Source organism: Rhodococcus sp. 14-2483-1-1 (assembly GCF_002259335.1).
Taxonomy (GTDB): Bacteria; Actinomycetota; Actinomycetes; order Mycobacteriales; family Mycobacteriaceae; genus Rhodococcoides.
Genome location: NZ_NPFX01000005.1, coordinates 74,677 through 98,322 on the forward strand (window position 1 = coordinate 74,677; position 23,646 = coordinate 98,322).

Annotated in this window: 5 protein-coding genes; all 5 read left to right on the plus strand. The window is 65.6% G+C overall.

Annotation, left to right across the window (positions count from 1 at the left end; genetic code table 11):
• Positions 1 to 68 precede the first annotated feature (68 nt).
• The 5 genes from CH294_RS03950 to CH294_RS03970 are packed head-to-tail and all read left to right on the plus strand — an operon-like array spanning position 69 to position 23,609.
• Positions 69 to 1,013 (plus strand): methionyl-tRNA formyltransferase, encoded by a 945-nt coding sequence (locus CH294_RS03950; RefSeq protein WP_094737062.1) that lies wholly within the window; start codon positions 69 to 71, stop codon positions 1,011 to 1,013.
• Positions 1,010 to 2,740, plus strand: coding sequence for an ABC transporter ATP-binding protein (locus CH294_RS03955; RefSeq protein ID WP_249305031.1), 1,731 nt, complete (start codon positions 1,010 to 1,012; stop codon positions 2,738 to 2,740). The genes CH294_RS03950 and CH294_RS03955 overlap by 4 nt, the downstream gene beginning before the upstream one ends.
• Positions 2,737 to 4,524, plus strand: a complete 1,788-nt coding sequence (locus tag CH294_RS03960; RefSeq protein ID WP_094737063.1) for an ABC transporter ATP-binding protein — start codon at positions 2,737 to 2,739, stop codon at positions 4,522 to 4,524. Before CH294_RS03955 ends, CH294_RS03960 begins: the two co-directional genes overlap by 4 nt.
• A gap of 55 nt (positions 4,525 to 4,579) precedes the next feature.
• On the plus strand, positions 4,580 to 14,167 hold the full coding sequence (locus CH294_RS03965) for a non-ribosomal peptide synthetase (RefSeq protein WP_170944577.1): 9,588 nt from the start codon (positions 4,580 to 4,582) through the stop codon (positions 14,165 to 14,167).
• Positions 14,160 to 23,609, plus strand: coding sequence for a non-ribosomal peptide synthetase (locus tag CH294_RS03970; RefSeq protein ID WP_094737065.1), 9,450 nt, complete (start codon positions 14,160 to 14,162; stop codon positions 23,607 to 23,609). Before CH294_RS03965 ends, CH294_RS03970 begins: the two co-directional genes overlap by 8 nt.
• Positions 23,610 to 23,646 lie beyond the last annotated feature (37 nt).

Sequence of the window (23,646 nt, forward strand, 5' to 3'; positions counted from 1 at the left end):
GTTGCGCGACAGCCGTGCCGACTCCGGTGACCGACGTTCGATGTAACCGTTCCGAGGAAAGGCTCGTCATGCGAGTGGTGATGTTCGGCTATCAGACCTGGGGCCACAAGACGCTCCAGGCGCTGATCGAGTCGCGGCACGACGTGGTGGGTGTGGTAACTCATCCCACCAGTGATCAAGCGTACGAAAGCATTTGGGCCGACTCGGTCGAGGACCTGGCACGCGGTCACAACGTGCCCGTGCATCTCGCGCGACGGCCCGACGACGCCCTGATCGACCGGATTCACCAGTGGGCCCCCGACATCATCGTGGCCAACAACTGGCGCACGTGGCTCCCGCCGGAAATCTTCGATCACCCGCCGCACGGAACGCTCAATCTTCACGACTCCCTCCTTCCGAAATTCACCGGGTTCTCACCCATCGCGTGGGCGCTGATCAGCGGCGCACCCGAGGTCGGCCTGACTGCCCACCGGATGGACGGCGAGCTCGACACCGGCGACATCCTCACTCAGGCAGCGGTTCCGATCGGCCCGAGGGATACCGCGACGGAGTTGGTACTGGCCACCATCGATCTCATTCCTCGAGTCCTCCTCGAATCCCTCGACAGCATCGAATCGGGCACAGCCGGGTGGCGTCCGCAAGACCTGTCGGAGCGCACGTTCTTTCACAAGAGGCACGAGACGGACAGTCTCATCGACTGGTCCTGGGACGCCACCGACATCGACCGGTTGATTCGAGCGATGTCCGACCCGTACCCGAACGCATTCACGCATTATCGCGGCGAACGTATTTCCGTCGTGGAAGCTCATGTGTCACAAGGGATCTACGGAGGCACTCCAGGCCGAGTGTTCATTCGCGAAGGCGACGGCATGGCGATCGTCGCCGGCCCGAATGCCCACCGCGGCGCAAACCACGCACTGGTCATCGACCGGGTGCGAACCGATGACGGTACCGACCACAAAGCTCTGGAGTACTTTCCGAGCGGCGGCGGCTACCTGACCGCGGTCCCGTGACCGCTCGTACCGCGCAGGCGAACCCGGCACCGTTGACCGCGCGCCGCATCGTTCGTCGCACACTGACCCGCAACAGAGGACGACTCGCCGTCGGAACCCTCCTGCTGTGCGCACACCAGATTGCCGAGACGGCCGTGCCGTTGGCCCTCGGCGTGATCATCGACCGAGGAATCGCCGACGGCGGGCCGACGGAACTGGTCTGGTCGATCGCCGCCCTGGCAGTGCTCTTCATCGCGCTCACGACAGCGTTCCAGGTCGGGATGCGTCAGCTGAACCTGGCACTCCAGCGCGAAGCGCACCTGGTGCGCATGGAGGTGTCCGGTCGCGTCCTGTCCACCTGCGGGGTGCGCACTCCGATGTCCGACGGCGAGATGCTCACCGTGTCGAGCAGCGACGCCGAACAGGCGGCGTGGTTCCTCGATCTCTTTCCGCGCATGGCAGCAGCAGCAACTGCAGTTCTCGCGACGGCCGTCGCCTTGTTCGTCATCGACGTGCCACTCGGCCTTGCGGTACTACTCGGCACGCCGCTGTTCATGGCACTACTCCGACTCGCGACTCCTCTGATCACTGCACGCACGGTGGTGCAGCAATCTCGCGTTGCCAAGGCAACCGCGATGGCCGGTGACCTGGTGGTCGGTCTGAGGTCTCTGCAAGGGATCGGTGCCCAGCATGCCGCGTCTGCTCGTTACCGCGCGGCGAGCGCTACAGCACTGAACGCAGCTCTCGCCACCGTCCGGTCGCTCGCCCTTCAACGGGGTGTCACGACTACCGTGAGCGCGCTGATCGCCGCCGGAGTCGCATCGTTGGCCGGATGGTTCGCACTCGACGGGCGGATCTCCATCGGGGAGCTCATCGCGGTGGTCGGTCTCGCTCAGTTCCTCATCGAGCCGCTCACCCTGCTGACGTCCGCGCCCGCAGTGGTTGCGCGTGCGCGCGGTTCCGCGGAACGGGTGTCGACCGTGCTCTCGGCCCCTTCTCTACTGTCCGACGGACCCGAATCGGTACCGGTGCCGACGGGTTTGTCGTTGCGGAACGTGACCTTTCGATCTCTTGCCGGCATCGACATCGACGTCCGTCCAGGGGAATTCGCCGCGGTGATCGCGCTCGATCCCTCGGATGGAGACGCCCTTGCCACCGTTCTCGGCGGGCAAGTTGCCTCCGACGAGTACTCGGGTGACGTGATGTTCGGCGGTGTGTCCATGCGCGAGGTCTCACGCGAGTCGTTTCGGACGAGAGTGCTGGCCGAGCCGCACACCACCGACCTCTTCGCCGGCTCGCTGATCGAGAACATCGCGGGTTTCGAAGCCGACACGGATCGAGGGCACCTCGACGCCGTGCTGTCGGCTTCGGCTGCCGATCAGATTGCCACCGTGCACCGTGACGGACTCGAACACCGAGTGAACGACCGGGGACAGAATCTCTCCGGAGGGCAGCGCCAGCGCCTGGCGCTCGCCCGGGCGCTGTATGCGCGTCCGCCCGTACTCGTGCTGCACGAACCGACCACTGCCGTCGACGCTGTGACCGAACAGACCATCGCCGATGGCATTCGGAGAGTGCGCCATTCGGCGGATCGGGACGACGCCACGGTCGTCGTCACGTCGTCCCCGGCGCTGCTGGCCACGGCAGACGTCGTCTTCGTCCTGCGCGACGGACACGTGACCGACACCGGGACACACGCCGATCTGACTGCAACCAACGCCGAATACGCAGAGGCGGTTCTACGATGAACGCGAACGTGCAGGATCGACACCGCTTGCCGATAGCGGAAGCGCGTCGGTCCCGGCGGTGGCTCGGCGCACGGGTTCGTCAGCATCCCGGTGCTCTCGTCGCTGCACTCGTGACCGGAATCGTGTCGTCGCTGGCCGCGCTGGTGCCGTTCTTCGTTCTCGGTCGGCTGGTGGACGAAGTGACCGACGGCGGTACGGCGGGGTCCATCCTCCCGATCGTGGCGGTCCTCGCAGTGGCTGCAGTGCTGTCAGGAACGTTTTCCGGTGGGACGAGCTACGCCGTTTCCCGTCTCGGCGAGACCATCGTTGCGGGACTTCGTGAATCGGCTCTGGAACGGGTGCTGAACCTTCCCCCCGGCACGGTCGAACGAACCGGGCGCGGAGACCTCCTGTCTCGGATCGGAGACGACGTTGCGCGGATCACCCGCGCTGCGGGAGACGTGGTCCCGTCGATGATTTCGGCCGCCCTGCTCGTCGCGGTATCGGTGGTGGCCATGTTCGGGCTCGATTACCGCCTCGGTGTTGCCGGTATGCTCGCGCTGCCTCTGTATCTGCTCGCACTTCGCTGGTACCTACCGCGGAGCGGTCCTCTGTACGCCGCCGAAAGGGCCGCGATGGGAGACCGATCGGAAGCACTCACCAGCAGTATTCACGGACTTCGCACGGTGCGGGCGTACGGAGCCGAGAACCTACGCCTCGCCGAGATCGAATCGGCATCCAACCAGGCACGCACACTGGCCATTTCGGTGTTCCGACTGTTCACACGCTTCGTCGGCCGAGAGAACCGAGCCGAGTTCTTCGGCCTGTCGATCCTGCTCGTTGTCGGATATTTCTTGTTCTCACGTGACGAGGTGACGATCGGTTCCGTCACCACCGCAGTGCTGCTCTTCCACCGGTTGTTCAACCCCCTCGGCACCATCTTGTTCCTGTTCGACGAAATCCAGTCGGCCGGTGCAAGTCTGAATCGGCTCGTCGGTGTCGTCGACATCGCCCTACCCGACCGCCCCCAGGTTGCCGCTCCGTCCGAGTACACACTCACTCTCGACGGAGTTCGGCATTCGTACGTCTCCGGCGACGAGATTCTGCACGGCATCAGCCTCACGGTGCCGGCCGGGACATCGCTGGCCCTGGTCGGTTCCACCGGTGCAGGCAAGACCACTGCTGCACTCGCCGCAGCGGGATCCATCGAGCCCGACTCCGGAACGGTGACCATCGGCGGGGTGCCACTGCACGATCTCGGAACAGCGGAACTGCGCCGCTACGTGTCGATCCTGAGCCAGGACGTCCATGTCACCGCTGGGCCGTTGGTCGACGACCTGCGCCTGGCGCTCGGTGACGTCCACGACGACGACAGGATCTGGAACGCACTCGACGTCGTCGGTGCGGCCTCGTGGGTGCGCGAACTGCCCGACGGCATCGACACCGTCGTGGGTGAGGACGGGTATTCGCTCACCGCTCACCGAAAGCAACAGTTGGCCCTCGCCCGTCTGGTGTTGGTCGATACCCCGGTCGCCGTCCTCGACGAGGCCACAGCAGAAGCAGGCAGTTCGGGAGCGCGTGCACTCGAACGTGCCGCGCTCGCCGCAACGCGCGGGCGAACGACACTCGTCGTTGCCCACCGGCTCACTCAAGCAGCCGCAGCCGATGCCATTGCCGTCCTCGACGCAGGGCGGGTGGTGGAACACGGCACCCATGAAGACCTGGTCAATGCAGGTGGCCCGTACGCGCAACTCTGGCGCGCGTGGAAGGGCTCGGACGTGGTCGGGGTGCAGAACCCGGGCTGACAGGCACCCGAGATCAACAGTCCACCCGGATCTACTATGTCGAGGAGCACACCGAATGCACAGCGCCCGTGGAGAATCGCTGGACCTGACGCCGTCGCAGTTGGACGTGTGGACGGCCCAGCAGCTGCGCCCGGACAGCGCGGAGTTCAACATCGGTTGGGTCGTGGACCTGGTGGAGATGTCCGACGCCGATGCGACGCGATTGGTGCACAGCATCGACACCGTGCTCCGCGCGGCCGACAGCCTGCATGTGGTGTTCACCGACGACGGGTCGCAGGTTCGTCAGGTTCCCACACCGCCGACGGTGAACGTGCAACGCGTCGAATGCGATTCGGCCGCCGCCGACGAGGCGATCCGATCCGACCTCGACACCGTCAGATCGCTCGACGGCCCACTGTTCACGCACACGGTGTTCGATCTGGGCAACGGCCACCTACGGTGGTATCAGGGCTACCACCACATCGTCGTCGACGCGTATGCGGTGCGCGCACTCACGCGCGCGATCGCGGACGTGTGGAACGGCGGTCGGCCCCCGACGTGGTCGTCGAGGATGCTCCTCGACGAGGAACTGCAGTACCGCGGTAGCGATCGCGCACGGGTCGATTCCGAGGAGATCGCGCGTCGAGCCGATCGGGTCGAGAACGCTGTGGCCCTGGCCGACAAGGCAGATCCGACGGAATCAGATTGTTCCACCCTCGATTTGGCGCAGTCGGGCATCGACCTGCCCACCGACGCGCGCACGCTGACCGCGGCCGTGCTGATGTACGTGTACCGAGTGTCGGGCCGCAGAACCGTCACGGTGTCGACGGCCCTTCACACCCGGTCCAACTCCGTTCGGCGAGAGCAGCTGGGAATGCTCTCCCGTACCCATCCGATGCGCGTCACGATGGAGCCGTCCGACCGACTGTCCGACGTCGATGCGGCTCTGGTCCCCGAACTCGACGCACTACGCGCTCATGGTCGAGCGGTAGGCTCGTCCACACACTGCGCGAGTATCAACATGATGGTCTGGAAGAGTCCGATATCGTTCGGAGATCAGCAGATTCGGATGCGTGGAGTCCGCCTGGGTCCGGTGCACGACGTCGATTTCGCCGTCGAGAGCGAGCCGGGTCTGGGCACCGTGATCGACGTACGGGGTCCGGGGGCCTCGGCTCGGGTGCACCGCGATCGGCTCCGGTCGTTCCTCTGCGCTCTTCGTTCCGACACTCCCGTGTCGGCACCGAACATCCTGTCCGACAGCGAATACGAGACTGTCGTGCACTCGTTCAACGCCACGGCCGAGCCGACGCAGGAGCGTACGGTGCCCGCCGTGTTTCGCGAATCTGCACGTCTGCACTCCGAATCGGTTGCGGTGGTGGACGGCACCCGCCGAATCACCTACGCCGAACTGCAGCGACGAGTCGACGAGCTGGCCGCCGAATTGTCGACCCGCGGCCTGACATCGGAACAGACGGTCGGCATCGGCATCGCCCGCTCCGCCGAGACCGTCGTCGCGGCCCTCGCGGTGATGGCAGCGGGCGCAGCCTTCGTACCGATGGATCCGTCGTGGCCCACGGCCAGGCGTGAGGAGGTTGCCGCGCAGGCCCGAATCGGTCTCCTGTGCACCCGGTTCGGCAACGATGCGCTCGATTCCGTCGCGTCGGTACCCGTCGATCTCGACAACTGGGCGCACTCGCACCACGCGAACACGGTTCCGGAGGTGGACATCCACGGATCGTCGTTGGCGTACGTCATGTTCACGTCGGGATCGACGGGAAAACCCAAGGGCGCGATGATCCGTCACGATGCGATCTGCGCTCGGATGGACTGGCAGATGAATCGACTGCTGAATTTCCGGAGAGACGACGCGGCCCTGTTCAAAGCACCACTGTCCTTCGACATCTCGGTCAACGAGTTCTTGCTTCCGCTCTTCAGCGGTGGACGGGTGATCATCGCGGGCCCGGGTGACGAACGCGATCCGGACAGACTGCTCGACCTGATCGCGAACGAGAGCGTCACCTTCGTCTACCTCGTGTCGTCGATGCTCGACATCCTGCTCGACATCGACGCCGCCGCGACAGGGAACCGTGCGGGGCGGCTGACAGGATTGCGGCACGTGTGGTGCGGCGGTGAGGTGCTCACGCCCTCACTGTTCGCTCGCTTCAGGCGGCAACTGGACACCACCCTGTACCACGGGTACGGGCCCGCAGAAGCGACGATCGGCGTCTCGCACGTCGTGTATTCCGACACCGCCGACCGTATCGCGACCTCTATCGGTACACCGAACCCGAACACGCAGCTATACGTACTGGGCGAAGACCTGCGACCGCTACCGAGCGGGACCGACGGCGAATTATACGCAGCGGGTTACCTTCTCGGCCGCGGTTACGTTCACGCCCCGGCGTCGACCGCGTCCCGTTTCATCGCGAACCCGTTCTGCGACAACGGCAGCCGTCTCTACCGCACCGGCGACAGGGCGCGCTGGACGCCGGAGGGCACTCTCGAGTTCGCGGGCCGCGTCGACAACCAAGTGAAGATCCGAGGAATGAGACTCGAACTCGAGGACGTCGAGTCGGTTCTTGCCGGTCATCCCGACGTGCGCCACTGTGCAGTCACGGTGCGCACGACGCCCGCAGGTTCGGACTATCTCGCTGCATATGTGGTCCCCGTCGCCGGAGCCGAGACGAACGCGCAGCGAATTCGGTCCTGGGCCACGGACAATCTGCCCGAATACATGGTGCCGAGCGGCGTTCTGGTGTTGGAATCGTTCCCTCTGACTGCAAACGGAAAGCTCGATCGTCGTGCGCTCGGGGAACCGGAACTCGTCGGGAGCGAGGACTACCGCGCTGCGTCCACCCCACGTGAAGCGACGGTGTGCAGTGCTTTCGCCGATGTGCTCGGCCGAGATCGGGTGGGTGCCGACGACGACTTCTTCTCTCACGGCGGCGACTCGCTTCTCGCAGTGCGTCTCGGCCAGTCCCTGGCCCGACGCACCGGTCAGGCTGTCCCGGTCAGCGCCGTGTTCGATCACCGAACCCCGGCAGCGCTGGCTCGGTGGCTCGTCGACGCGACACCGGCGTCCGTCCCTCTCGCACCCAGAGACTCTGTGTCCGAACCGGTTCTGTCCGACGCACAACGCAGAATGCTGGCCCTGCATCAGTGGGCACCACACAGCGCGTCGTACACGGTTCCTGTCGAGTGGCAGTTCGACGGCCCGATCGACAGCACGGCACTCGATGCGGCCTTGCTCGACGTGGTGGAACGACACGCGATACTCAGAACCGTCTACCCCGATCACGAACGGCCGGTCGTTCTCGACACGGTCGAATCCGTGCTCGACGTGATCGATGTATCCCCGGCTCCCGAGTCGATCGTGTTCGACGTGACCGAGGAGCCACCCGTCCGAGCCTGGTGGAACCGAACGAACAACCGCCTCACCGTCGCGTTCCATCACATTGCCACCGACGACCGATCCGAAGCCGTCTTCCGCTCCGATCTCGCCGCCGCATACGCCGCACGAGCGAACGATGTCGAGCCCGAGCTATCGCCTCTCCCAGTGCAATACGACGACTTCGCCTCCTGGTCGCACGAGGTTCTCGGGACATCCGATGACCCCGCGTCCACGGCGTCACGCATGCGCGCTCACTGGAAGCGAACCTTGGCCGAGCCCCCGGTGTCGCCGCTGGCACGAACCGCAGCAGTGGGTGACGCCGGCGAGACGCTTCACTTCGCACTCTCGTCCGCAGACGCGGATGCTCTCCGTCGTGCGGCGGGCGACGCCGGAGTGAGCCTGTTCATGCTGTGCCACGCGGCCACCGCACTTGCTGTGTCTGCCATGACCGGTGCCACGGACATCCTGGTGGCTGCTCCCGTGTCGTTACGCACCGATTCGGCGCTCGATGCCTCGATCGGATGTTTCCTCAACACACTGATATTGCGAACCCGGACGGTCGGGGACGAGACGCTCGGTCGATTCCTGCACAGCGTCCGATCCGCGGATCTCGCCGCCTTCGACCACCAGCAACTCGCGTACGAGGACGTCGTCTCCGAGTGCGGACTCGCAGCCACCACCGTCCCGTCGGTCATGACGGTCCTCCTCTCCGACACCGGCGAGGACACCCGGCTGCAGCTGGGAACGCAGGCCGGTCGCCGCGAGGCACCGAGCACCGCGACAGCCAAGTTCCCGATCACGTTCACCGTCGACGACCGGGGATCGTCGATGGCGTATTCGGTCGACCATGCAACCGACGTAGTGGACGCAGAGCTCGCAGAACAGTACGCGCGCAGCTTCTCTCACGCTCTTCGAACCCTATCGGGCGATCTCTCGGTCCCGGTGTCGAGGCGTACCCTCACCGACCCCTCCGTCATCGGTCTCGTGGCCGACACCTGGGCGCACGGTGAACACGCCCCAGAACCTGAATCCGTTCTGCCGGAGCTCGTTTCCAACACCATCCGCGAGCACCCCCATCGCGTTGCGGTGGTGCACCGAGGTCGCACGATCGATTTCGCGCAACTCGACCGCGACGCCGATGCACTTGCAGGCGCACTCCTCGATGCAGGTGTCGGACCGGACGACGTGGTGGGGGTTCATGTGCCGCGCTCGTACGAGCTGGTGCTGTCACTGGTGGCCGTGCACCGGGCGGGTGCTGCATATCTTCCTCTCGACTCGGGGTTGCCCGAGGAGCGTCTGAGATACATTGCCGAGGATGCTGATCCACGCGTTGTCCTCAGCACCGAGTTTTCCCTTCCGTTCACCGACGTCGCCGTCCTCGACCCCTCGAACGTATCCACCACCGGTACCCGGCCGGGACGTGCACCGCTGCGACCGGACAACACGGCCTACGTGATCTACACCTCCGGTTCCACCGGAAAACCGAAGGGCACCGCGGTATCTCATCGCGCGGCGGTGAACAGACTGCAGTGGATGCGCGATCGATACGACGTCGGAATCGACGACCGCATCCTGCAGAAGACGCCTGCCGGGTTCGACGTATCGGTGTGGGAGTTCTTCCTGCCCTTGATCACCGGCGCAACCCTGGTCGTCGCCGATCCCGACGGTCACACCGACCCTGACTATCTTCATCGCCTCATCGACGATGCCGGGGTCACCATCGCCCATTTCGTTCCGTCGATGCTCACCGAGTATCTCGCCGGAACTCCACTCGACAACGCGTCCAACCCCACACTTCGTCTGCTCGTGTGCAGCGGGGAAGCTCTGCCGCGCACCACTGCCCGACGAGCTCTCGACACACTGCCGCACATCAGGTTGGACAACCTCTACGGACCCACCGAAGCTGCGGTCGACGTCACCGCACACCGGGTTCACCGTGACGACGAGGGCGCGTCGGTGCCGATCGGAACGCCGGTCAGAAGCACCGGAACGTACGTCCTCGATCACGCACTGCGACCGGTTCCACCCGGAGCACCCGGCGATCTCTACCTCGGTGGCGTTCAGCTGGCGCGCGGCTACACCGGAGCGCCTGCCCTGACCGCTGGGCGGTTCGTCGCAGATCCGCACTCCGGAGACGGATGCAGGCTGTACCGCACAGGCGACCGCGCCCTCTGGTCGGCCACAGGTGAATTGGTGTACCTCGGACGTGACGACGACCAGGTCAAGTTGAACGGCATGCGGGTCGAACTCGGCGAGATCGTGGACGCGTTGGTGACCGTGCGCGGGATCGACCATGCTGCCGTGCTGGTCCGCGACGGCTCGCTGATCGCGTACGTGGTCGCGAGTGAGGGTACAGATCTCTCCGACGCCGACGTCGTCCGATCGTTGGCAACCGCTCTCCCGCGACACATGATTCCAGCCACCTATGTGCGTCTGGATTCACTACCGACCACGTCGAACGGAAAGCTCGACCGGCGTGCGTTACCCGACCCGGTTCGAGTCGAGGCTGCCGACGAGCCTGCCCGAACCGATACCGAGAGCGCGGTGGCGGCGGCGTTCGCCGACGCACTGGGCATCCACAGCGTCGGCCGCACCACCGACTTCCTGGCCGCAGGCGGTAACTCGATGGGTGCCATCGCTGTCCTCGGCCGAATCCGCCGTGAGCTGGGAGTTCGGATTCCGCTGGGTGGGTTCATGTCCGAGCCCACCGTGCACGCCGTGGCCCGGTTGTGTGAGTCCTCGTCGCCGTGCGACATCCGGAAGACCGACGACGTCGCCCGGCCTGATCGATCGGCGCTCACACCGGGCCAGTTCCGCATGTGGATGGACTGGAACGTCCGTGGCGCCGGAGCGACCTACAACGTTCCACTCGTATGGCGCAGATCCGAGTCGGTCGACACCGACGCGCTCGCTGCAGCGCTGCGAGACGTGGTCGAGCGGCACGAGATTCTCAGGACGGTGTATCCGAGTCCGGCCGGAGAGCCCACTGCGAGGATCGTGCCTGTACCCGACTCCATCATGGTCTCCACGCAGGAGAGCGTCACCGACGTCGTGAGGACGGCGTTCGACCTCGGTACCGACATCCCGATCCGCTGCTTCGCGACCCCTGAGCACTTCGTGATCGTGGTGCACCACATCGCATTCGACGAGTGGTCACGCGATGTGCTGCTCGACGACCTGACGTTCGCGTACGCGGCGCGCTCGGAGGGAGACCGTCCCCGATGGCTGTCCGACGCCACCCAGTACGCAGATGTCGAAGACCCCGTCGACATCGATTCCGGAGTCGACTCGTGGATGCGGGTACTGAACGGGGCACCCGAATCGACCGAACTGCCCCGCGATCGCCCGAGACGAGCCCACCGAACCGATACCCGAACTGCGGGAAGCGTGCAGCAGCAGCTGTCTCGGAACGTAACCGAGCACCTGAAGTCCGTTGCGACGCAAACCGGTACGACGATGTCGATGCTCACCTCGGTGGTGGCCGCAGTGACTCTGGCCGGTAGTGGGGCGGGTGACGACGTCTGCATCGGCCTGCCGGTGTCCACCCGCGCCCGAGTCGGCGCTCCGGACACCATCGGCTACTTCCTCAACACCGTCGTCCTCCGCGTCGACCTGTCCGGATCGCCGAGCCTTCGGACTGTCGTCGACCGTGTGCGCGGCGCGACGCTCGACGCATACGACCTCGCTCATGTGCCGTTCGAGCGAGTGGTCGCCGCATCCGGCTCCGAGTCACTGTTCGACGTGATGGTGGTGCACCAGGTGCCACCGCGAAGGTCCTCCGAACTGACACTGGGAGATTCGGTTCTGGAACCGGTGGCCGTATCGACTCGCACCGCCAAATTCGACGTGCTCGTGGAGTTCGTCGAGGGCGTCGACGGCCTCGCCGTGACGATCGACTACGCCACGGACGTGTTCGACGACGACACTGCCCTCGCTCTGCTGGAACGGCTGGTGAACACCGCTACCGCTCTGGGAACCGATCCCGCGGTCTCGATCGCCGAGTTGGGCGGTCCCACAGCTGCCGAAGTAGACGCCGTCGCGCGATGGAACGACACCTCGTTCCCGGCCGACGACGCCACCCTGATCGACTTGCTCGACGGCGGTGCAACACACCGTCCTGACGCGGTGGCAGTTCGGTTCGCCGGGAGCGACCTGACATTCCGTGAACTGACCGATCGCAGCGACGCTCTTGCTCGTCGACTGTCCGAGTTCGGAGCGCGGCCCGGCTCGGTGGTCGCCGTCGCCGTTCCCCGATCGCTCGAACTGTTGGTCTCGATCATGGCTGTGATCCGTTCCGGGGCAGCATATTTGCCTCTGGACACGAGCTACCCCGACGACCGGCTTCGCTTCACCGTCGAGGATGCTCGGCCGATTGCGATCGTGGGCCGACCCGGCGACATCGAGTTCGCCGATGCCACCACGCCAGTGGTGGATCCGCTCGATTTCTCGACCGCGGTACCGTCGACGACGCTGGTTCGCCCGGCACCCGACGATGCCGCCTACGTCATCTACACCTCGGGGTCGACCGGGCGTCCGAAAGGCGTCGTCAACACACATCGAGCCATCGTCGGTCACCTTCGATGGATGCAGGACGAGTACCGACTCGGCCACGACGACGTGGTTCTGCAGAAGACTCCCGCAGGCTTCGACGTGTCGGTGTGGGAATTCTTTCTCGCTGCGACCGTCGGTGCATCGACCGTGGTGGCCGAGCCCGACGGACATCGTGACCCGCAGTACATCAGCCGGGTGGTCCGAGAAGAAGCGGTGACCACCATCCACTTCGTCCCGCCCATGCTCGACGCGTTTCTCTCGGCCACCGATGCGTCCGCGTGCACCTCGCTTCGTCGGATCATCTGCAGTGGTGAAGCACTGCTCCCGGATCTGGCGCGTCGCGCTCGGGAAGCTCTTCCCGGCGCACGCCTGGACAATCTCTACGGCCCTACGGAGGCCGCGATCGACGTGACCGCGTACACCGTCGCCGACATCGACTCGCGGTCGTCGGTCCCGATCGGTAAGCCGGTGCACAACACAGGTATTCGCATTCTGGGCCCCCACCTCCGGCCGGTTCCTCTCGGCGTGGCGGGAGATCTGTACATTGCGGGGATACAACTCGCGCAGGGATATCACCGGCGCCCGTCACTCACCGCATCGCGATTCGTCGCAGATCCGCACGGGTCGCCGGGTGATCGTCTCTACCGCACGGGTGACATCGCCCGGTGGCGGCGCAGCGGAGAGGTGGAATTCCTCGGACGTGCCGACGACCAGATCAAGATTCGCGGCCAGCGGGTGGAGCTCGGCGAGGTTGCCGCCGCTATCACCGACGAATGCCCCGACATCGAGACCGCCGTAGCCGTGGTGCGCGACGGTTCGATCGTCGCGTACGTGGTGGCTCGCGTATCCGGCTCTCTGCCTGTCGATATCGACGATCGGCTTCGGCAGCGCCTGCCCGAGCACATGGTTCCGGCTGCGATAGTCCCGCTCGGTGCAATACCCGTCACCGTCAACGGCAAGCTCGATCGCCGAGCGCTTCCTGAGCCTGCCCTCGACGCTCGTGATCATCGCGCACCCGATACCGACGCCGAGCGCGCGCTGCTGAACATTGCCGAGAACGATCTCGGTCTGCGTATCGGCCTGGACGACGACTTCTTCCGATCGGGCGGAGACAGCATCAGCGCGGTTCTGCTCGCCGCGAAGGCCACTCGAACGGGTCTGACGTTCACCGTCCGCGATGTGTTCGAGCTCCGCACGTTGGCCGACATCGCCCGGCGCAGCGCTGCATCCGCGCAGTACCGCTCCCCCACACGCACGACGGCGTCGGCCCCGGGTACCCCGGTGCCACTGCCTACCGGGGTACGCGCTGCGAAGAACGCCGGGGTCGTCGAACGCGTACACACCGTCAGCACTTCCGTTGCTCGCCCGTTGTCCGCCGACGACCTCGTCGACATCGAAAGGTCGCTACGCGAACGCAACGAAGGGTTGCGGTTGGCGATCGATACTCGTCGAAAAACGTTGTGGCGCGCCCGTATCGTGCCGCCGGACGGACCGCAGGCCGAACCTCTCGACACGGCGTCGGGACGGGGATACCGCATCGAGGCAGTGTCCTCGTCCGACGGCCCACAGGTCGAGGTGACGGTCCACGCACTGATCGGCGACGACACCACAGCGCAGGACCTCGCCGCGGCCGTAGCGGCTGTTGCCGCCGGCCGGTCGCCCGAGGACATCCGCTCGCACCACCGCCCGACCTCCGACGAAGGAGCTCAACTCCGTGCATGACACCACCTACGCCGCTCGTTCGGTCGGCACGACCCTGTCCGCGGCGCAAACGGACATGTGGATAGCGCACCAGGCCGACCCGACCAGCGCCGCGTTCAACATCGGCTTCGAGATCTCCTTTCCCCCGGACCTCGACGGCGAAACATTGCTCAGGTCCATCGACTCGGTTCTCGACCGATACCGAGGCGGCCGGTCCCGCTTCACCACCGATGACGACGGCAGGCCCGTCCGCATCTCGTCCGACGCCAGAATCGTCACCACGCTGGTCGACGGACGTGGACAGGATGCAGTAGCGACGACGGCAGTCCTCGCCGCGAAGGATCTGAGCACCCCGCTGGATCTCGAATTCGATCAGCTGATGAGCTCGGTACTGGTGTCGAGCGACAACGATCACGTGTGGTACTTCCGCGCACATCACATCGTTCTCGACGCTGCGGGTGCGGTGATGCTCGCGACCGCCGTCACCGACACGTACGTCCACGGCGCCACGGAGCGCAGCCCGTGGCTCGCCGACAGTGCTGTGGCCGAGGATGTTTCGTACCGAGAGTCCGAGCAGTTCCTGCGCGACCGCGAGTTCTGGCGCACGCGGCTCGCAGCGGCCGCACCTCCGATCACGTTGCTGCCGATGCCCGCATCCCCCACCGGGTCGGTGTACGAGAGACGAGCGGACCTGCCGGCCGACGTGATCGGCGCACTGGGCAGGCTCGCCGAATCCGCCTGTGTACGGCCGGCTCACGTCTATCTCGCCGTGTACGCGGCGTTCGTGCACCGGTGGTCGGGGGAACGAGACGTGACCCTGACGGTGCCCACCTCCGCACGGACCACGGACGTGTTGCGCTCCGAACCGTGCACCGTCTCGACGACTCATCCGTTGACGGTGCGTGTCGAGCCGCTCGACAGCGTCGCCGACGTCGCACGAAAGGTCAGGAGTTCGCTCGCCGAATCGCATCCCCACCGGCGCTACCGCGGCGAAGACATGATCCGCGATCGCGCGCTGGGGCAGTCGAGCGCTACCGGCCGCTCGTTCGGTCCTGGAGCGAACATCATTGTCGGGGATGTGGATTCGCACGGAATCTGCTGGTCGGGACAAGCACTGAGCGTGGGGCCGTTCCACGATCTCGAGTTCGTCCTGACCTGCATCGGGCCGTCCGCGCCCGTCACGGTTCAGATGCGAGGCGACCGCGCTTGTGCCTCCGATATCGACACACGCTTCGACGCACTGGCCGTTCTGCTGGCCGCGACAGCCGCCGACCTCGATCGGCCGATCAACGAACTGGCACTGGTCGACGAGCCGACCGGATCACGGATCGTTCACGCCTTCAACGACACCGAGGCCGTGATCGACCGAACCCCGGTACCCGACATGTTCGCCGAGCGCGCGCGTGATCGTCCCGGCAGCATCGCCATCGTCGACGGCACGCGCCACATCACGTACGAGCAGGCCGCCACGATGGTCGAACAGCTGGCGTCCACGCTCGTCGCGGACGGTCTTCGCGCCGAGGACATCGTGGCCCTGAGCATGCCGCGCTCGGCGGAAATGGTGATCTCTCTCTTGGCCGTCCTGCGGGCCGGCGGGGCGTTCGTACCGTTGGACCCGTCCTGGCCACGGGACCGACGAGAACGCGTACTCACCGATTCCGGCACGCGAGTCGTTCTCTCGCATCCGGATTCGGCACACCTCGACGATCCCTCGGTCGTGCCGAACGAGACGGTCGTGAACCTGGACGCCTGGCAGTTCGCGCACCCGGCGGACAGCTGCGAGTTCGACGCCCTCTCGGCCGATCGGTTGGCCTACGTCATCTTCACGTCGGGATCCACCGGCCGACCCAAGGGTGCCATGATTCGACACGGCGCGATCTCCGAACGCCTGAACTGGCAGCGGACGGACATCCTCGGTTTCGGCGCGGACGACGCGGCTCTGTTCAAGGCACCGTTGGCATTCGACATCTCGATCAACGAGATCCTTCTTCCCCTGGTGTGCGGTGGCCGCGTCGTCGTCGCGAAGGACGGCGGCGAGCGGGACCCGTTCTATCTCCTCGACACCATCGCCCGTGAGCGCGTGACGTTCGTCTACCTGGTGTCGTCGATGCTCGAGTCACTGCTGCATCTCGACACGGACAACGCCCTGTCCGGGTTGCGGCATGTCTGGTGCGGCGGAGAGGTTCTCACCCCGGACCTGTTCTCCCGCTTTCGGAATCAACTGGTCACGACCCTCTACCACGGGTACGGGCCGGCCGAGGCGACCATCGGTGTCTCCCATGTGATCTACCACGACGCAGACGACCGAATCGCCACGTCCATCGGTCGGCCGAACCCCAACACCCAACTTTACGTTCTGGATTCACGACTTCGCCCGGTTCCGATCGGATGCGGCGGCGAACTCTACGCAGCAGGGTCGCTGCTCGGACGCGGATACCGCAACGCACCGGCACTGACCGCGGCACGGTTCGTGGGCAACCCGTTCGCCGCCGACGGGTCGGCGATGTACCGGACCGGCGACCTCGCGCGGTGGCGGTCGGACGGCTCACTCGACTTCCTCGGTCGGGCCGACAACCAGGTCAAGATTCGCGGCATGCGGTTGGAATTGGAAGACATCGAATCGGCACTGTCCGACCACCCAAGGGTGCGCTACGCCGCGGTCACCGTCCTGCACCGAGACTCGGGAGACGTGCTGAGTGCGTACGCGATCCCCACGGATCGCGAATGCGTCGATCGCGAACAGCTGCAGACGGTCCTGACGTCGTGGTTGCAGAGCAAGCTCCCCGAGTACATGGTCCCCACATACATGACCATCCTCGACGACGTCCCCGTCACCGCGAACGGCAAACTCGACCGCAGAGCGCTCCCGGAACCGACAGCGACCCCCGCGGGTCGCGACGCTCCTCGCACCGAGATCGAGACACGTCTGTGCCGGGTCTTCGCGTCGGTGCTGTCCGTACCGAACATCGGTGTTTCCGACGACTTCTTCGCTCTCGGCGGTCATTCGCTGATGGCACTACGCCTGGCGGTTGCACTGCATGCCGAGTTCGGAGTCCGCGTCGGTCTGCCCGTGTTGTTCGACCATCGAACGGTCGCCTCACTCGGCGCAGCAATCGATTTCAGTGCAGGTGCTCACGTCGGCAGGCCAGGTGACCACTCGGATGCCGACGGGGCACCGGTGTCGTTCGGGCAGGAACAACTACTCTTCTTGGAGAGCCTTTCCGGTCCGTCCACGTCGTATCTGCTCACGCTCGATCTCGAACCGCACGAGCCTCTCGATCCCGTCGCCCTGCGCCACGCCGGCCTGGATCTCGTTGCGCGACATCCCATTTTGCGCACGGTGTATCCGGCCGGTTCGGGCGACTGGACCCAACACGTTCTGTCGGTCGACGAGGCAGCCGACATGTTCCGCGTCGAACCGACAGTCACGGTGCCGACGCCCATCGATCTGCAGTCCGAGCTGCCGATCCGGCTGTCGAGCGACGCGAGCAGAGTGCGCATCACCCTGCACCACATCGCGTGCGATCAGGAGTCGGTGAAGATTCTGGTCGACGAGCTCGCGGCGGCATACGGGCGCTGTCTCGGCAATGCCGCAGACCCATTGCCCTCGAACGCACACACCGCCACGACGTACGCGCAGTTCGCGCGATGGCAGCGTGAGACCGCAACCGATCGGTCCGACCTCGACTTCTGGGTCGAGCGGCTCGGCCACGTTCCGCCGGTCACTGCGCTCCCGCGCGACTTCGAGCGCAGGGCCGACGCCGGCGGCACCGGAGAACTGGTGACTGTCCCGTTGTCGGGCGAACTGTCGGACGCCATCGATCGATCCACGAGCGACGATGCGGTCACCCCGCTCGTACTGCTACACACTGCAGTCGCAATGGTGTTGCGGGCCAGAGGTTCCGGTGACATCGTCCCGATCGGCACCGCGGTGGACAGTCGCAGCGATGCGCAGTTGGCCAGCACGGTGGGCTTTTTCGTCAATACGGTCGTCCTCTCGGCGGCAGTCGACGACACGCTGACGTTCACCGAGTTGGTCGATCGAGTGCGCTCGAGCGATCTGGAGGCGTACGACCACCGCGACGTGCCGTTCGAGGCAGTTGTCGCGACCCTCGACCCGCCGCGGACGCCGGGCGTCAACCCGTTGTTCCAAGTCATGATCGCGGACGTCGACGATCGCCCGATCCGTCCGAACTTCGGACACGTCGGCACCCGTTCGGCCTTCGGGGGCGGATCGCTGGCGGCGAAGTTCGACCTCACGTTCGGAATAGGGTTCACAGCCGACGGCCGACGCTCACTCACCCTCGTCTACGACCGCGACCTCTTCACCGAGACGACCGCTCGGGCGCTGCTCTCGGGTGTCCACGCCGTCCTTGTGCAGGGAACTCGTCATCCGCGGCTCGTGGTGGCCGACATCGCTGTACCGACCACTCCAGGATCGTCCGGCACCGCCCGGCTCGCACCTGCGCAGCTGAGGATGCTCGATGCCGGAATCTCGGACGACGCCTGCGTCGAATGGACGGTGCCGGGCGGGACGCCGGCCACCGCCTACCGTCTGATGGCGGAATTCGATGCTCTGCGGATGACCCTCGTCCGCGACGACGACGGTGGGCGGCACATCGCGATCGCCTCGGTGGAGGATGCGATCGCACGCTCCATCGATGGTTCCGTCGACGTCGGCGCGAGACCGGTCACGGCAACCGAATGCGAGTCCGGCACCGTACTACGCGCCCATCCGTTGTTCGTCGATGCCGAGTCGTGGCCGCCCGTCGCGGTGGACTCGAGTCTCGACTTCGCGGACTATCTGCGGGATTTGGATTCTCGTGCAACCGATCTCGACATCGTCGAGCATGCAGAAGCCTGGCTGGACTTCGGCGACGACGTGCTGGACAAGACCTTCACCGAGTTCGCGGCCGGCGAACCCGGAACGGCCGATGAAGACGTGTGGGACACCGCGGATGCGCTCGATATCGGCCGCACCCGCGCGGCGGCTCTGATCACCGTGGCGCGCACTCTCACCGATCTCGGTGCCGGCGACGCGTGGCTGGTCGAGATCGACGAACCCGACCGGGATGGACACGCCCGCACGATCGGGCATCTGCGCAGAAGGTATCCGTTCTATCTGAGCTCCGCGGACGCCCGGAGAAGTATCGACCAATTTCTGGACGCACACGTGGACGATCCGGACCCGTCGACCTACGACGTGGCTGCACACACGAGCGAACACACGGTCGGTGTGTTCGCGGAAATGCCGCGCGCCACCGTCGTTCTCGTGATCGGCCGATCTCCACAGACCACGCAGTTGCGCAGTTCGGAGTTGCGCAGTTCGGTGCCGACGTTCGCGTTGACGACAGGCTCGTCCATTCGAGCTCGTGTCACGGCAGCAGACCGCGCTCTCGGCGGCCGATCGGTGGCGGATGCCGCTCGAACCTGGGCCCGACACTTGCGGACGGCGCTCGCGGATGCGCGGCGGAACGGGGATTCGGCGGACCTTTTACTGTCGGACGTGGATTCGGCTCGGCTGCGTCGGAGTTTCGGACCGATACGGCACGTGTGGCCGCTCTCCCCCCTCCAGACCGGCCTGTTGTTTCACCTGCTCGCCGGTAGCGAGGGCGAGGCCGACGTCTACGTGTCGCAGACCGTGGTCGAGCTGTCCGGGCACATCGATCGAGACCGCCTCGCCGCGGCGGCGAGGGCATCGATCGACAAATTCCCCAACGTGGCAGTGGGTTTCACCGAGATCGGTGATCGCGCGGTCCAGGTGGTTCCGGAGACGTTCGATGTTCCGTGGACGTACCGAACCGGCAACGATGTCGAGCTGTTCGCCCGCGAGCAGGCGTCGATTCCGTTCGACGCCTCGAACCCGCCGCTTCTTCGCTTCGGCCTTCTGTCCGACGGGCCCACCCATCATCATCTCGTCTTCACAGCGGAGCACATTCTGCTCGACGGGTGGTCGATCTGGCGATTCCTGATGTCCGTCCTCGACAGCTACACCGACGAGGAGGCCGAATGCAGCAGATCCACAGCGTCTTTCGGTACCTACCTGGCGTGGCTCTCGCGACAGGACCTGCCGGCCGCCGAGCGTGAATGGCAGCGCTATCTCTCGGGAATCGACGAGCCCACCCTCGTCGCCCCGCGCCGCCGATCACTCGGTGCGACGTCGTCGTCGAACTCTCGCGATCTGCGCATCACCGTCGATCCCACGGTGTCCCGGGGTCTGCTCGAGGTCGCTGCCACCACGGGCGTCACGCTCTCGACGGTATTCGAGGCGGCGTGGGGAATGACATTGCGTCGCATTCTGGGCGCGGACGACGTGCTCTTCGGGTCGGTGGTGTCGGGACGCCCACCGGAGATCGACGGAATAGACACCACGATCGGGTTGCTGTTCAACACTCTTCCCACGCGATACACCTCGAATCCGTCGCACACGGTGACCGAGATGCTGCAGAAAGTCCAGCAGGACAAACTGCTTCATCTGACGCACCCCTACGTCACCCTGTCGGCGCTGCTGCAGATGTCGGGACACCGCGCGCTGTTCGACACACTGTTCGTCTTCCAGAACACCCCGGTGATCTCACCGGAAACACCGTTCGGTCCGCCGGGCAGCCGGGTGCGCGTCGAAAACGTGACACTTCGCGACGCGACGCACTATCCGCTGTCGATAGTCGTCGACCCGGACGCCGGGTCCACCTCGGCCCCGACCGCCGGGCTGCGGGTGATGTTCCAGGAGGACGTCGTCGACGAAGCGACGGTACGCGAGTGGATCGACACCTTCACCCGGACGCTCGCCGCGATCACGAAGAACGTCGACGGACTCGTCGCACGCTGCGACCCACTCACCGACGCGCAACGCGACCTGCTGGTGCACCGCTTCAACGACACGGCGCGACCGGTCCCGGAGTTGTCCGTGTACGACCTTCTGCTGCGTCAGGCCGAGAAATCCGCTTCGTTTCCCGCGGTCCGTGCAGGCGACGTCGTCCTGTCCTATGCAGAGCTGGTCGAGCGCGCGAACCGAACCGCCCGTGTTCTGCTCTCGCTCGGAGCAGGGCCGGACCGTCGGGTTGCGTTGTTGCTACCCCGGTCCGAGGACATGGTGGTCGCGTTGTTCGCGGTGTTCGCCGCACACAGTGCGTACGTACCGATCGACCCCGAGCACCCACAGGACCGTGTCGGTCACATGCTCGCAGTATCCGAACCCGCTGTGATTCTGACGGATTCGTCTCTCGTCGATCGGCTTCCCGAGCATCTGCGGACTGCGCCGAGCACGGTGTTGCTGGATCTGTCGCGTGACGCAATCGACGAAGCATCCGGCGCGGCCGTGACCGACGACGATCGCGGCGCACACACCGATCTCGACCAACTCGCCTACGTCATCTTCACGTCCGGTTCCACCGGGCGTCCCAAGGGTGTGGCCGTGCCGTACCGAGGTCTGACGAACATGTTCTACAACCACGAGGCCGCCATCTTCGAGCCGGTTCTTCTCCGTCAGGGCGGCCGACGGATCAGGATTGCGCACACCACGTCGTTCTCGTTCGACGCCTCCTGGGAGCAGCTGCTGTGGCTGCTCGCGGGCCACGAGGTGCACGTGATCGACGAGGATCTGCGGCGCGACCCGGAACAACTGCTCGAGTACTACGACGAGCACCGGATCGACGCATTCGACGTGACGCCCACGTACGGAGAGCATCTCGTCGATCAAGGACTGCTCGACCGCGAGCGGTGCCAGGATTCGGCATCCGGGTCGGTCGATTCCGGAGCGACGGGCGTGGTGTTCGTCTCGCTCGGCGGGGAGGCCGTCGGAGACGGGCTGTGGGATGCGTTGCGCTCCGCCCCCGGTGTGGACGGCTACAACCTCTACGGGCCGACCGAATACACGATCAACGCGCTCGGTGCCGATCTCGCCGATACCGCGCGGCCCAGCCTCGGGCGCCCGATCGCGAACACCGCGGCGTACGTACTCGATTCCACCCTGTCCCCGGCACCCATCGGTGCGGTCGGCGAATTGTATTTGGCCGGAGCGGGATTGGCACGGGGATACTTCGCGATGCCGTCCATGACCTCGGATCGTTTCGTCGCCTGCCCGTTCGGTGCACCGGGTGCCCGGATGTACCGAACCGGTGACCTCACGAGACGTCGTCCCGACGGGACACTCGACTACCTCGGGCGAGCCGACGATCAGGTCAAGATTCGCGGCTATCGCATCGAGCCCGCCGAGATCGCGAACGTCTTGACCGCGCAGGATCGTGTCGCTCGCGCTGCGGTCGTCACCGTGACGGGATCCGCCGGGGATCCAGCACTGGCCGCGTACATCGTTCCCGAGAAGGGCACCACGATCGACGTCGCGAACGTGAAAGCTGCTCTGCGTCAGCAGCTTCCCGCATACATGGTTCCGTCCTCCATCACGGTGGTCGACGATGTACCGCTGACCGTCAACGGCAAGTTGGACACCCGTGCACTGCCTGCACCGGAGTGGGACAACACGGCGGCAGACTCGGCCGACGCGGAGAACGCACTCGAACAAGCGATCGCCGACATCTTCGTCGAGATTCTCGGAGCCACGCGGGTAGGCCGTGACGACGACTTCTTCGCGCTCGGCGGGCATTCGTTGCTCGTCGTGCGGCTGACGCGGCGACTCGAAGCCGTGCTCGGCCGGTCCATCGGAGTTCGAGACGTCTACGCCCGGCCGACCCCCGCTGCGCTCGCCGAAACCGCCGCGTCGGAATCGGAATCCGGGACGATGCTCGATCCGGTGTTGCGTCTACGCGACGCAGGGCCGAACACGGTGTTCTGCTTCCAGCCCGCTGGTGGCCTGGCGTGGTCGTACATGGGCCTGGTGCGTTTCCTTCCTGCCTCCACTTCGGTAGTGGCCCTACAGGACCCGTACCTGTCCGATGGCGAGATAGAACTCGACACGTTCGACGCATTGGTCGACGACCAGTACCGCCGCATGCGCGAGGTGTCGCACTCCGGCCCTTACCACCTGCTCGGATGGTCGTTCGGCGGCCAGATTGCCCACGAGGTGGCAGCACGGCTCCGTGCTGCGGGCGAAGCCGTTGCTTCGCTCGTGCTGCTGGATTCGTTCATCGTTCCGTCCGACGCACCGGCTCAGGAGCAGATGGATTCCCAGCGCGAGGACATCGCGGACTACGTGCGCAGCGACTCGCTCCTCGGCGCACTCGACGACACCACCAGAGAGCGACTCGTGTCGGCTCATGTACGCCACCTCCGATTGACGGCATCGGCAGACCCCGCACCGTTCGACGGCGACGCGCTCCTCGTGTCCGCCACCGAAGGGCTCGATCCCGACTTCGATGCGCAACGAGAGACGTTGTGGCGGGAGCGAATCGGCGGTGAACTTCGTGTAGATCCTTATGATCTGCCGCACCTCGCACTCGGGCAGGCACGCGGATGGAATGCCATCGGCCCTGCCGTCGCCCAGTACATCCTCGAGAGGAGTAGATGACCCCCTTCGGCACGTTCCACCATCCACGATCGACTAC